The organism is Sphingomonas sp. FG14 (assembly GCF_057809675.1).
Genome location: NZ_JBMDKK010000001.1, coordinates 457,949 through 471,237, shown reverse-complemented (window position 1 = coordinate 471,237; position 13,289 = coordinate 457,949). Strand labels below are relative to the sequence as shown.

10 protein-coding genes are annotated in these 13,289 nt (G+C 62.7%); 3 read left to right on the top strand and 7 right to left on the bottom strand.

The features are described 5' to 3' along the window. Positions 1–10: 10 nt before the first annotated feature. Entirely contained in the window at positions 11–2,836 is a 2,826-nt protein-coding gene (locus ACODTA_RS02190; RefSeq protein ID WP_489064170.1) for a TonB-dependent receptor, read from the bottom strand. Positions 2,837–2,958: 122 nt separating this feature from the next. After that, positions 2,959–3,144, bottom strand: coding sequence for a hypothetical protein (locus ACODTA_RS02185; RefSeq protein WP_489064169.1), 186 nt, complete (start codon positions 3,142–3,144; stop codon positions 2,959–2,961). Positions 3,145–3,203: 59 nt separating this feature from the next. Between ACODTA_RS02185 and ACODTA_RS02180 the strand changes: the two genes are divergently transcribed. Further along, positions 3,204–4,010 (top strand): class I SAM-dependent methyltransferase, encoded by an 807-nt coding sequence (locus tag ACODTA_RS02180; protein ID WP_489064168.1) that lies wholly within the window; start codon positions 3,204–3,206, stop codon positions 4,008–4,010. A 120-nt stretch (positions 4,011–4,130) separates the two neighbouring features. Here ACODTA_RS02180 and ligD read toward each other — a convergent pair whose 3' ends face one another. The 3 genes from ligD to phaR form a co-directional block, all read right to left on the bottom strand. After that, positions 4,131–6,629 (bottom strand): DNA ligase D, encoded by a 2,499-nt coding sequence (gene ligD, locus ACODTA_RS02175; protein WP_489064167.1) that lies wholly within the window; start codon positions 6,627–6,629, stop codon positions 4,131–4,133. Positions 6,630–6,640: 11 nt separating this feature from the next. Continuing rightward, complete coding sequence (gene ku, locus ACODTA_RS02170) at positions 6,641–7,510, bottom strand: non-homologous end joining protein Ku (RefSeq protein ID WP_489064166.1); 870 nt, start codon at positions 7,508–7,510, stop codon at positions 6,641–6,643. Positions 7,511–7,648: 138 nt separating this feature from the next. Continuing rightward, complete coding sequence (gene phaR, locus ACODTA_RS02165) at positions 7,649–8,194, bottom strand: polyhydroxyalkanoate synthesis repressor PhaR (RefSeq protein WP_489064165.1); 546 nt, start codon at positions 8,192–8,194, stop codon at positions 7,649–7,651. 76 nt (positions 8,195–8,270) lie between these two features. Between phaR and ACODTA_RS02160 the strand changes: the two genes are divergently transcribed. Then, positions 8,271–9,281 (top strand): alpha/beta hydrolase, encoded by a 1,011-nt coding sequence (locus tag ACODTA_RS02160; RefSeq protein ID WP_489065377.1) that lies wholly within the window; start codon positions 8,271–8,273, stop codon positions 9,279–9,281. Positions 9,282–9,317: 36 nt separating this feature from the next. After that, a complete protein-coding gene (locus tag ACODTA_RS02155; RefSeq protein ID WP_489064164.1) occupies positions 9,318–10,490 on the top strand; it encodes an acetyl-CoA C-acetyltransferase in 1,173 nt (390 codons plus the stop codon). 125 nt (positions 10,491–10,615) lie between these two features. On the opposite strand, the gene ACODTA_RS02150 is transcribed toward ACODTA_RS02155, so the two are convergent. Together ACODTA_RS02150 and ACODTA_RS02145 are read right to left on the bottom strand one after the other, a co-directional pair. Then, entirely contained in the window at positions 10,616–11,671 is a 1,056-nt protein-coding gene (locus ACODTA_RS02150; protein ID WP_489064163.1) for an alanine racemase, read from the bottom strand. Beyond that, complete coding sequence (locus ACODTA_RS02145) at positions 11,671–13,278, bottom strand: MFS transporter (protein WP_489064162.1); 1,608 nt, start codon at positions 13,276–13,278, stop codon at positions 11,671–11,673. The genes ACODTA_RS02150 and ACODTA_RS02145 overlap by 1 nt, the downstream gene beginning before the upstream one ends. Positions 13,279–13,289: the final 11 nt, after the last annotated feature.

The following is a 13,289-nucleotide window of genomic DNA, read 5'->3' as shown; positions in this document are numbered from 1 at the left end:
GTTCCTTGCATCAGAAGTTCGCCGTCACGCCGAATTTCGCGGTCCAGCTATACTCCTCATATTGGAGCAGGCGCCGCGACCCGCCGAAATTCTGATAGGCGAAATAGGGCTCGTTGGCGACATTCACCCATTCCGCGAACAGGCGAACATTGTTGGTGATCCGATATTTCGCGCTCAGGTCGAGCTGGAAATGCTTGGCGACATAGCGGTCTTCGTCAGCCTTGCCGCCCACTTCATCCAGATATTTGTCGCGATAGGTGCCAGCCACGCGCAGGCTGAGCGGTCCCTTTTCGTAACCGAGCACAGCGTTGAACGTGTGCTTGGCCGAAGCCGGAAGGCGAATGCGCCGCGGATCGGTGATGTCACCATCGGTGAACACGGTGCCCTTCGCATCGGTATAGGTGTAGTTGAACTGCGCCAGCAGGCCATCGAACGGTGACGGCAGGAAGCCGAACGCCTGGCTGTAGCTGAACTCGAAACCCTTGATCTTGGCGCTGTCGCCGTTGATCGATGTGGTGCCTTCATCCAGCGTGATGCCGTTATACACCACATCCTGGATCGTCTGATCGACGATATAGTCCTTGATATCCTTGTAGAAAAAGCCAGCCGAGATAGCGCTGCTCTTCCCGAAATAATATTCGATCGAAAGGTCGGCGTTCCAGGCACGATAGGGCTTTAGGTTAGGATTGCCGAATTCACCCTCATTATCCTCGATCACCGCGCGCGGCGCGAGCTTGGACAATTTGGGGCGGACCAGATTCTTGTATCCGGCCGCGCGCAGGACAAGATTGCGCACCGGTTCGTAACGGATCGTCAGGCTCGCCAGCCAGTCGGTATAGCTGCGCTTGAAGGACTGCGGCGTGACGACGACATCTTCCTCCTGCGTGACATTTCCGTCATCGTCCTCCTCTTCAGGAATGATCGTGACGATGTTGCCGCTGATGTCGTTCTTCGTCCGCTCCATGCGAACACCGCCGACGACCCGCAGCGTCGCACTGTCCCAACGACCGAGCAGATACGCGGCGGTCACATCTTCGTCGACGCTATAGTCCGATTCCGACGAGCCGGTTGCGGTGTCGATCGGATCCAGCTCGAAATCGCCCATCTTGCTCTTGAAGATCGGCCGGAACGTGCCCTTCGCCGGCACGGGATCGATAAGCGCAAGCCCGTAATCCTGTTTGCCCAGCACATCGGCGAGCGTCAGATCACCGTCATAACCGTCATAGACATCGATCTGAGCGTTGTACGACTTCTTGCGCCAGCGCGCCTTCGCGCCGGCCTGCACCGTGAATTCGCCACCCTCCATCGCGAAGGCGCGCGACACATCGGCGCGCAGCGCCCATTCCCGATCCTGCGAGTCGCTGAGCGTGGTGCGCTCGACCTTGTCGAATTCATATTTGCCGGCGTTCAGGAAATCCGCCTGACCGGCCGTGACATTATATCCGGTATAATTGGCCTTGCTGTAATCGAACACGACGCCAAGCTGGCCCGGATCCTCGAACTTCTGTTCGAACACCACCGGATCGATCGACCCGTTCTCACGTTCGGTCGATTTGGCGTAGCTTCCGGAATAGCTGATCTTCCAGGGACCGGTCACGGTCTCACCGCCGAGCGAAAGGGAACGAATCTTCTGCGACTCGAACCGATCCTTCAGATCGCGCTGGACGCTGATCTCGCCATCGTCCGAGCGGAAGGTCGCGCTGCTCGCGGTGCCGCTGCTCGGCGCCTCGTCCATCTCGAAGATCAGCCGACGGCGATATTCCTGGTCGTCGAACTGGCTGTAGAGGCCGCGCGCATAGAGCTTGGTGGTCTCCCCAACGCGGAAATCGAAGCCCAGCGACGCGCTGATCCGTTCGCGCGTGACGTCATAGTCGCGATATTCGACCGTGTCGGCATAGACGATGCCGTCATCCTCGTCCCAGCCGTCCATCTCCATATTGTCGGTCGCGAATTTGCGCCGATAATAGGAAACACCGCCCGCGACGCCGACATTCTCACCGAGCTTGGCCGAAAAATCGAGACTGCCCTTGGGCGAGAATTCGTTGATCAGATCATTATAGCTGCCCTCGACGCTTACCTTGAAAAGGTTCTTCTTGCGGTCGAAGGCGCTGGTCGTGTTGATCTCGATCGATGCACCGATCGTATCGGCGTCCATGTCCGGCGTCAGCGATTTCTTGACCTCGATCGATTCGATCAGGTCGCTCGAGATCACGTCGAGCGCGACCGAGCGGACATCGGATTCGGGCGCCGGCAGGCGCACGCCGTTGACGGATGCGGCGTTGAGTTCAGGATCAAGACCGCGAACCGAGACGAAACGCCCCTCGCCCTGATCGTTGAGGATGTTGACGCCGGGCAGGCGACGGAGCGATTCCGCGACATTCTGATCGGGAAACTGGCCGATTCCGTCGCGCGTGAGAACGCTTTCGACGCCATCCGCCGCACGCTGGCGCGACAGCGAACTCGACAGGTTCGCCTGTTGGCCGATCACCAGAATGTCGCTGCCCGCCGTCCCCATGCTGAACGAAACCGTCGCGGGTGCGCCTTCAACGACGGTCACCTTCTCAACCGCCTCGTCCGCGCCAGCATAGCGCGCGATGACCGTGTAGCTTCCTGCCGGAACATCGGGGAAGCGAAAGCTGCCATCGGCGGCCGCCTCTGCGGTCCGGCCAAGCTCGACAATCGTGATCTCCGTGCCCTGCAAAGCGCGCGTGCCGCTGGCATCGACGACGCCCCCACGCAGCGTCTCAGCGTACGCGCCCGTGGCGACAAGCGCCGTCGTCGACAGCAAGGTTATAGCGAGCACGCCGCTACGGTGGGCGACGGGATGGAATTTCATGGACGGGCCCCTAACTGGATTCGCGGATCGGAATCCTTTTCGGGGCCGCCGCTATCCGGCGGTGGTGACGTGCACCTTGCGCATCGAAGTCAATTTGGTTGCGGTCACATGACGATCGCGCGTCACGCGGGCGTCTTGAGCGCCAGCGCGATGAAGATCATGGTCGCCACCACCCCGATCAGAGAGAGCGAAGTCCAGGGCATGAAGCCGACCCGATCCGGATCGGATCGGCGCTGGCGCTTCCAGTCGGCAAAGCTTGAAAATGCGGCAAGCGCGGCGGATGCCCCAGCCATCGTCCAGAGTTGCACTTGCCAGTCCCTTTCGCCGTCGCCAATGTTCGCCGCACCCAGATAGGAGAGGAATCGAGATGCGAAAGACCCTGATGTTTTCCGCGCTACTGATCGGAATCGGCGCCCCCGCCGCTGCCCAGCATCAAGGCCATGCCGGCCACATGATCGCTCCCTCCCCGGCGCTGACGGCGGCCGTCGCGGCGCCGACACGGACCGATGCCAACCGCGCCCGCGATCAATATCGCCATCCGGCGGAAACTCTTGCCTTTTTTGGCGTCAAGCCGGGCGATACGGTGATAGAGGTCCAGCCCGGCGGCGGTTGGTATACCGAGATCCTGGCGCCCTACCTGAAGGCCAAGGGCTCACTTGTCCTGGCGCAGGCCCCCGGCAAGGGCCGCGATACGCTGGCGGAAAAGCTCGGCACCGATGCCGCGACCTATGGCAAGGTGAAATGGACCGGCCTGCCGATCGACGATGTCGCGCCGGGCAGCGCCGATGCGATCCTGACCTTCCGCAACGTCCATAATTTCATCATGCGCGGCGGCACCGCTGCGGATGATATCTTCGCCAGCTTCTTCAAAACGCTGAAGCCCGGCGGCGTCCTGGGCATCGTCGATCATCGGCTTCCCGAAAGCCGTGATTCCGCGCTGGAGAAGACCAGTGGCTATCTGAAACGCTCGACGGTGGTGGCGCTTGCCGAAAAGGCGGGCTTCAAGCTGGCCGGCGAAAGCGAGATCAACGCCAATCCCAAGGACACGGCGGACTGGGAAAAGGGCGTCTGGACGCTGCCCCCCACCTACCGCAACGGTGAAGTCGACAAGGCCAAATATGCCGCGATCGGCGAGAGTGACCGCATGACGCTGAAGTTCGTGAAGCCTAAGTGATACCAAAGTCCCTTCCTTTTGAGGAAGGGCTTCGGGGCGGGTGAGAAAAGCCCGGGGCTCGACACCCCGGCTTTTCTTTTGGTACTGGTCCCCCACCCCATGAAGAGGAAAGGCTTGAGATCAGAGATCCGGCAACACTTGCGCCGCCTCTCCCCATCCTTGCAGCGCAGCCGACCCGGCCCGTTTAAGCAGCCCCTTCACATCCTTGACCGAATAGAGCCCGGCGCTTTCCACCTTCTTCAGTTCGGCCCAGCTCAAAGGCACAGCAACCGGTGCCCCAGTGCGAGCGCGCGCCGAATAGGGCAGAATCGCCGTTGCCCCACGCTGGTTGCGCAGCCAGTCGACAAAGATCAGGCCCTTGCGCTTGGCTTTGGACATGGTGGCGATGAAGCGTTCAGGTTCCGCCTGGGCCAGCGAAAGCGCGAAACGCTGCGCGAAATCCTTGACCTCCGACCATTCCGCCTTCGGCGTCAGCGGAACCACCACATGGACGCCCTTGCCACCCGAAAGCATCGCGAAACTCGCTAGCCCGATCTCTTCCAGCGTACCGCGAATATCATTGGCGGCCTCCTTCACATCATCGAAACCCACCGCTGGGTCGGGATCGAGATCGAAGATCAGCCGGTCGGGTTTTTCGATGTCGGGAACCGAAGCCCCCCAGCCATGGAATTCGATCGTGCCCATCTGGACACAAGCGAGCAGTCCATCGATCGTATCCACATAGAGATAGGGTTCGACGCCACCATCCCTCTCGCGGATGTCGAGATGGCGCACAGCCTCTCCGAAACTGCCGGCATCATGCTTCTGGAAAAAGCACTTCTTCGCACGCCCCTGCGGGCAGCGGACAAGGCTGATCGGCCGGCCGAGCGCCCAAGGTGCCATGACCGGGCCAATCGCCTCGTAATAATCGGCGAGATCGCCCTTGGTGACCTTCGCCTCGGGAAAGATCAGGCGGTCGCGATTGGTGATCCTGACGGGTTCCTCGTCATCCAGCCTGCCTGGTTCCTCCAGCGACACCTGCCTGCCCTCCTTGTCTTCGCGTAATCCCAGGAAACTCGCATGACGCACCGCTTTGTCGGCGGTGAATTCGGCGAAGGCGACCTCGGCGACCAGTTTCGGCGTCACCCAATGGCCGCCACGCGCGACCGCGCGCGGAATACCCACGGCGGGGGACTTACGTTCGATCCGGGCAAGGCGAGCCATCAGGTCACCCGAATTGCCAGCGTTGAATCCGGTCCCGACCTTCCCGGCATAGCGGAGCTCCCCATCCTCGCGCGTGCCAAGATAGAGCGATCTCAGGCTCCGTCCGCCAGCGCTGGACGGTAGCCAGCCAAGGATCACAAACTCCTGCCGCCGCGTGCACTTCACCTTGAGCCACGCCCTGGTACGACCGGCGCGATAAGGCGCATCAGCCTTTTTGGAGATGATGCCCTCCTGCCCCGCCTTGCACATCGCGTCGAACAGGCGCTCGCCCGATCCCAGCACATGTTCAGCGTAGATGATCGGGGGAGCCGCATCAGCCAGCAGCGCGGCCAGCTTCTCCTTACGCGCGATATTGGGCGTTTTCGTCAGATCCCGGCCCTGAAGCGACAACAGATCGAAGGCGAAGAACGTAAATCCCTGCCGATCTTCGCGAAGCGCCGCCTGCAACGCCGAGAAATCGGGTTTTCCCCGCTTGCCCAGCATCACGATTTCGCCGTCGATCAGCGCCGGCGGCAGATCCAGCGCCTGCGCCGCCTCAGCGATCCCCGAAAACCTGTCGGTCCAGTCCAGGCCGGTGCGCGTATGGATCCTCACTTTACCGCCGCCGATCGCCAGCAGGCAGCGATAGCCGTCATATTTCATCTCGTGGAACCAGCCATTGCCGGTTGGCGCATGATCGACGAGCGTCGCTTTCTGCACCGCACGAAAAGCGGGCAGCTTCCCCGGATCCCGAGGAGATGACGTGGAAGCCCGGGTGACCTTTTCCGCCTTCTTCATCGCCGCGTCGAAGGCCCTGCCCCGCTTACCTTTCAGCGAAACGGGTTTCGCGCCGCACGCGATCTCCGCCATCGAGCGTCCCGTCGCCACGCTCGTCAGCGCATGCGTAACCAGATCGTCGCTGCCGCCGGCATGGGCATCATCCAGCTTGCGGAGCAGCCAGTTCTCGCGTTTCTCGCCGGGGCGCGGCTTGAGGCGGATCAGCAGCCATTCGCCCTTCATTCGCTCGCCATCGAGCGTGAAATGCAGATGCCCTTGTTCAAGCGTCTTGCGTGGATCCTTGCCGGGTGCGGGCGTCCATGTACCCCGATCCCACAACATGACGGTGCCACCGCCATATTCGCCCTTGGGGATCGTTCCTTCGAAGCTGGCGTAGCTGAGCGGGTGATCCTCGGTGCGGACCGCCAGCCTTTTGTCATCGGGATCGAGGCTCGGCCCACGCGTGACCGCCCAGCTCTTCAGCACGCCGTCCAGTTCCAGCCGGAAATCCCAGTGCAGACGGGTGGCATCATGCTTCTGCACCATGAAGCCGTTTCCCCGCGCTCTTCCCTTCCTGCCCGCCGGCTCCGCCGTTTTCGCGAAGTCGCGCTTGGCATTATAGGCGGCAAGTGGATCGGCTGCGCAGGACAATTCAACCACTCCTTCGCGCGTTACGCCGTCGCTCGCTTGCGCGCCGGTGCTTTCCTGGACGCCGCCTTCTTCGCCGAAGGCTTTCTCGCGGGCGCCTTCGCACCCGGTCGTTCGAGCGATTTCTTGAGCGCGGCCATCAGATCGACGACATTGGATCCGCTCGGGCGCGCCTCCTCCGGCTCCGCTGTGATCTTGCGGCCCTTAGCCTTGCGCTTGCGTTCGACCAGTGCGCGTACCGCATCGGTATAATGGTCGGTGAACTTCTTCGGATCGAAGGCCGCGCTTTTCTTCTCGATCAGCGTTTCGGCCAGATCGAGCAGTTCGGGATCGGCCTTCGCATCGCCGATATCGCGGAAATAGCCCTGCGCCTTGTTGACTTCCTCGGCATAGCGCAATGTTTCCAGCACCATGCCGCGCCCGCACGGCTTCAGGCTGACCACATATTCGCGCCCGCGCATCGCGAGCTGACCCAGTCCCACTTTCCTGGTGCGCTTCAGCGCCTCCCGCAGCACCACATAGGCTTCCTCAGCCAGATCGTCGGCCGGCACCACGAAATAGGGCTTTTCGAAATAGAGCACGTCGATCTCGCTGGCCTCGACAAACTGGACAAGCTCCAGCGTCTTGCGGCTTTCGAGCTTCACCGCGTCGATTTCATCCTGTTCGAGCAGGACATAATCGCCCTTGGCGATCTCGAACCCCTTCATGATCTCGTCGGCATCGACCGGGCCGATACCGGGCACGACCTTTTCATATTTGATGCGCTTGCCCGAAGGCTCGTGAATCTGATGGAACGCGACCGCCGCGGTCGATTTGGTCGCCGGATAGATCTCGACCGGGATCGAAACCAGCGCGAGCCGGATCTGCCCCTGCCAATATGCGCGTGCCGCCATATCAAGCTCCGTCGTTACCGGAGCAGAATGAGCGACGGTGGGTGCGGGTTCCGAATCCGCCTGCGGCCCGGCGAAGTGGCTTCACAACCCCGCCGTCCTTCATCACGAATTCGGCCGGCTTGAACAGCCGGACATCGGCTATTTGCCGAGCTTCTCGATCTTGTCCTTCAGGCTGGCCAGTTCCGCCTTCAACGCGTCGATCTCATCGTCCTTGCCCGCCACTTCGACGGGTTTCGCGGCGCCGGGCTTGAATGCACTGGCCGCCGCGTCGAACATCGCCATGTTGCGCTTTGCCATTTCCGCGAAGGGCCCCGCGCCGAACGCGCCTTCCACAGCCGTGCGGAACTGTTCCTGGTTGCGGCGAAAAGCCTCCATCGAGGCTTCGAGATAGCCCGGCACTACCGCTTGCATCGAATCGCCATACATCGAGATGAGCTGGCGGAGGAAGTTGACGGGCAGCATCGCCTGACCGCGCTGTTCCTCTTCCATGATGATCTGGGTCAGGACGCTGTGCGTGATGTCTTCTTCGGTCTTGGCGTCCAGCACCTTGAATTCGCGATTCTCGCGAACCATCGCCGCGAGATGTTCAAGCGTGATATAGCTGGACGTGTCGGTATTATAGAGCCGACGATTGGCGTATTTCTTGATGATGACGATGCCGTCGGCGGCTGCGTTCTTCTTCATGGTCTGGAGCATCCCCCGCAAGACAATGGCTCACCCTGCACCATTTGATGCCGCACCGCAACACGGGCCGCGCCCCCTGCCCTTGTTCCTCGAGTTGCTGCGCAGCGAAACCGCAGCATCGCCCGATCGCGCGGCGGCGGCGATCCGGGGCTTGAAGGCCTATCAGCATGCCCGCCGCGCCGATCGCGGCCCGCCCATGCCTGTTGCCGCCCGGATCGGCCGGGCCTGTCTGCGCGATTATGGCGGCAGCGGCCGCCCGGCCGTCTTCGTGCCTTCACTCATAAATCCCCCCTTTGTACTCGATCTGGCGCCGGACAATTCGCTGATCCGCTGGGTGGCCAGCCAGGGAATCCGGCCGCTGCTGCTCGACTGGGGCGCGCCTCTACCCGGGGAAAGCGGGATGGGCATCGCCAGCCATGTCGAAACGCTGCTGCTGCCGCTGCTCGATGCCTTGGGCGAAGATGCGGCACTGGTCGGCTATTGCCTGGGTGGCACCATGGCGGTGGCGGCGGCTTCGCTGCGCCCGGTTGCCGGCCTCGCGCTGATCGCCGCGCCCTGGCATTTTTCCGGTTTTCCGCAGGGCGCGCGCAACGACATGACGTCACTGTGGGAAGGCGCGAAACCGACCTGCGCGGCGCTCGGCTACCTGCCGATGGAGATCCTTCAGACCGCCTTCTGGAAGCTCGATCCAGGCCGCACCGTTGGCAAATATGAGCGCTTTGGCATGCTCGATCCGGAGTCGGCGGAGGCGCGCGCATTCGTGGCGCTGGAGGACTGGGCCAATGCCGGCGCGCCGCTGACGCTCGAGGCCGGACGCGAAGCGTTCGAGGATTTGTTCGGCATGGACCTGCCCGGCAACGGCCGCTGGCACGTGGGCGGAAAAGCAATCGACCCCGCCAGTCTTTCATGTCCGCTGCTGGATCTGGTTTCGCTGAGCGACCGCATCGTGCCCGCGGCGTCATCGACCGGCCTTGCCGAACGACTCGAATTGAGCGCCGGCCATGTCGGCATGGTCGTGGGCAGCCGCGCCAAAGCCCAGCTTTGGCAGCCGCTCGCCGCCTGGCTTTCGCACCTGCACAATCATTGATAGATTGCCGGAAACCTCTTCCACCGGAGATTTCCAATGACCGATATCGTGATCACCGCGGCCAAGCGCACGCCCGTGGGCAGCTTCCTGGGCGCATTCGGATCGGTGCCGGCACATGAACTGGGCCGGATCGCGATCGAGGCCGCCCTGGCGCAGTCCGGCGTCGATGCCGCCGACGTCTCCGAAGTCATCATGGGCCAGGTACTGACCGCCGCGCAGGGCCAGAACCCGGCGCGTCAGGCATCGATGGCGGCGGGCATTCCCAAGGAAGTGCCGGCCTGGGGCGTCAATCAGGTCTGTGGATCGGGATTGCGCGCGGTCGCGCTCGGCGCTCAGGCGATCGCCAATGGCGATGCGAGCATCGTCGTCGCGGGCGGACAGGAAAGCATGTCACTTTCCACCCATGCCCAGGCGCTGCGCGCCGGGCAGAAGATGGGCACGGTATCATTGGTCGATACCATGATCACCGACGGGCTGACCGACGCGTTCAACAATTATCATATGGGCATCACCGCCGAGAATGTCGCCGAGCAATGCCAGGTGACGCGCGAGCAGCAGGATGCGTTCGCCGTCCGCTCGCAGACGCTCGCGTCGGCGGCGCGGGCCGCCGGCCGCTTCGCCGACGAAATCGCGCCGGTGACGGTCAAAGGGCGAAAGGGCGACACCGTTGTCGAGCGCGACGAATATATTCGCGATGGCGCGACCATCGAAGCGATGGCCAGCCTCAAGCCCGCCTTCAAGAAGGACGGTTCAGTGACCGCCGCCAATGCCAGCGGCATCAACGACGGTGCGGCGGCGATCGTGCTGATGACGCGCGAGGAAGCCGAGAAGCGCGGCGTGAAGATCCTGGCGCGGATCGCAAGCTGGGCGTCTGCCGGTGTCGATCCCGCGGTGATGGGGCTGGGTCCGGTCCCCGCCACGAAGAGGGCCTTGGAAAAGGCGGGCTGGAACGTCGGCGACCTCGACCTGATCGAGGCCAATGAAGCCTTCGCCGCCCAGGCGCTGGCAGTCGGCAAGGAACTGGGGCTCGATCCCGACAAGGTCAACGTCAATGGCGGCGCTATCGCGATCGGCCATCCGATCGGTGCATCGGGCGCACGCGTGCTGACCACCCTGCTCTACGAGATGGAACGCCGCGATGCGCAGAAGGGCCTGGCGACCCTGTGCATCGGCGGCGGCATGGGCATCGCCATGTGCGTCGAACGCTGAACCGGATCGGCTAGAGTCCATCCGGTTCGGATCGAACCGGATGGACTCCGAATATTCGTTTGTTGCCGTGATTTCCGGGTCGGCAGGTGTTTCCACCTGCCTCGAAATCACTCTAGCGCGTCAAGCTAGGACCAGACGCGCGCATAACGCTGCCCCAGTCCGGTCAGCAGTTCATATTGCGACAGGCCGGACCGCATCGCGGCATCGGGCAGGTCGTAGCCGATCTCGACCCAGTCGCCTTCATGCAGATCCGAACAGGTGTCGATGCAGATCGCGGTCAGATCCATTGATACGCGCCCGATCACCGGCAATTCATGCCCACCCGCCAGCGCATAGCCGGTACCGGAGAAGCATCGCAGATAACCGTCGGCATAGCCGAGATTTAGGATCGCCAGCTCCATCGCGCGCGTCGCCCGGAACGTGCCATTATATCCCACCATATCGCCAGCCGCGACGCGACGGCGCTGCAGGATCTGGGTTTCGATCGCGACCACCTGGCGGATATCGCCTGCCGCCTCCATGCGTGGAACGCCGCCATAAAGCGCGATGCCGGGACGAGTCAGATCAAGAGCATAGCTATCGCCCAGGCAGATGCCCGCGCTGTTCGCGACGCTGAGGCGCCGGGCGCTGGTCTTGCCGCGCAGACCCGTCAGGGCGTCGCGCTGAAGACCGTTCACCGGCAGATCCTCGTCCGCGCTGGCGAGATGCGTCATCAGCGTCTCGATCTCCAGTCCGTCGAGCAATCCATCAGCCACATCGGTCACCGACACGCCCAATCGGTTCATGCCCGTATCGACCATCACGTCGCATGGGCCACCACCGGCCTCGCGCCAGCGGCGCACCTGTTCGGACGTATTGAGCACCGGTCGTGCGCGCGATCCGACGGCAAAAGCCATGTCGTCGGCGCGTACACCGTGAAGAACCGAAAGCGCCGCGCCGTCGATCACCGGCAGCAATGCCTGCGCTTCCGCCCAGGTCGCGACGAAGAAGTCGCGGCACCCCGCATCGGCGAGCCGCGTCGCAACTTCTCGCGCGCCCAGCCCATATCCGTTCGCCTTCAACGCCGCACCACACGCCGCCGAACCGCTGCGGGCGTCCAGCCAACGCCAATTGCCGACCAGCGCATCGCCGTCCAGGCGGATGCGCAATGGGGAGGATATCTCGATTGTCGGCACAGACATCAGTCGTCCCGCCCTGCATTGTCGAGGTTCAAGCGCGTCGTCTCCGGCAACCATAATATCGCGACGACGAGCGCCACCAGCGTCACCGAAAAGGTGTACCAGAGCCCGGAATAGGGATCGCCCGTCCGTGCCACGATATACTGGCTGATCACCGGCAGGAAACCGCCGAAATATCCAGTTCCGATGTGATAGGGGATTGACATCGAACTGTAACGGATCCGCGCGGGGAAAAACTCCGCCATGCATGCGGCCATCGGGCCGAATGTCAGTCCGGACAAAGCCGACAGCACGAGAATGCCGAGCACCATCAACGCCATATTGCCGTGCGATGGACGCACCTTCTCGAAACTGTAGCCCGCCGCGCTCAACGCCGCGTCAAGCCCCGTGGGGCTGGTATCGGCGACCGCCGAGCCACCGATGCTGACCCCGATCGCCGGCGCATCGACCGTCGAATAATGCACGCCCTTGCGCGAGAGATGATCGAGCAACTTGCCGCATTCGTCCGCCTGCACCTTCGCGAAGGGATCATAGGCGCAATCCCGGCCGGCGACGACGACCGACGCGGCGCCCGACGCCTGCGCCATTTGCGGATTGGCGGCCCCGCCGATCAGCTTGAAGAGTGGAAAAAGCAGCAGCAAGGTCAGGACATAACCGATGATGATCGGTTTCCTGCGGCCGATCCTGTCCGACAGCCAGCCGAACAATATGAACCAGAAAAGCCCCGACATCGCGCCGATGCCGACGATGATCTGCGCGGTGCGATCATCGACCTTCATCGCGTTCTGAACGAAATAAAGCACCTGGAACAGCGCGGTGTACCAGATGACGGTGACGCCCGCGGCAAGGCCGAACAGCGCGACCAGGATGCGCTTCGCATTACCGGGATGGGTGAAACTTTCCTTCAGCGGGTTGCTCGAAACCTGCCCGGCCGCCTTCATCGCCTGAAAAACCGGGCTTTCCGAGAGCTTGAGCCGCATCCACAGCGAAATACCCAGCAGCAACAGCGAAACGATGAAGGGAATCCGCCAGCCCCATGCTTCCCAGTTCTCAGGGCCGACGACGGCCTGGGTTCCCAGCACCACGGCCAGACTGAGCGCGAAGCCGCCCGAAACGCTCGCCTGGATGAAACTTGTGAAGAAGCCGCGTTTGCCGGGCGGCGCATGTTCAGCGACATAGATCGCGGCGCCGCCATATTCCCCGCCCAGCGCCAGCCCCTGCAGAATGCGCAGGGCGAGCAGGATGACGGGGGCCGCCAGGCCGATGCTGGCGGCCGATGGCACGAATCCGATCGCGGCGGTCGCCAGGCCCATCATGGTGATGGTGACGAGGAAGGTGTATTTTCGGCCGAGCCGATCGCCCAGATAACCGAAGAGGATCGCGCCCAGCGGCCGGAAGCCGAAACCGATCGCGAAGCCGAGCAGCGACAGGATCAGTTCGATCGTCGGATTGCCGGTGGGAAAGAAGGTGCGACCGATGATCGCGGCAAGCGTGCCGTAGATAAAGAAATCATACCATTCGAACACCGTGCCGAGCGTGGAGGCGGCGATGACCAGCCGGATCTCCTTGCGCGTCGGTTCCCGCACGGCATCAACCGCGATGCTTGCCATTCCACCCCCAT

Bases quoted from the DNA above. Each gene is read 5' to 3' on its own strand.
- ACODTA_RS02190 (WP_489064170.1), bottom strand. From the start codon at position 2,836: ATGAAATTCCATCCCGTCGCCCACCGTAGCGGCGTGCTCGCTATAACC.
- ACODTA_RS02180 (WP_489064168.1), top strand. From the start codon at position 3,204: ATGCGAAAGACCCTGATGTTTTCCGCGCTACTGATCGGAATCGGCGCC.
- ku (WP_489064166.1), bottom strand. From the start codon at position 7,510: ATGGCGGCACGCGCATATTGGCAGGGGCAGATCCGGCTCGCGCTGGTT.
- phaR (WP_489064165.1), bottom strand. From the start codon at position 8,194: ATGAAGAAGAACGCAGCCGCCGACGGCATCGTCATCATCAAGAAATAC.
- ACODTA_RS02155 (WP_489064164.1), top strand. From the start codon at position 9,318: ATGACCGATATCGTGATCACCGCGGCCAAGCGCACGCCCGTGGGCAGC.
- ACODTA_RS02150 (WP_489064163.1), bottom strand. From the start codon at position 11,671: ATGTCTGTGCCGACAATCGAGATATCCTCCCCATTGCGCATCCGCCTG.
- ACODTA_RS02145 (WP_489064162.1), bottom strand. From the start codon at position 13,278: ATGGCAAGCATCGCGGTTGATGCCGTGCGGGAACCGACGCGCAAGGAG.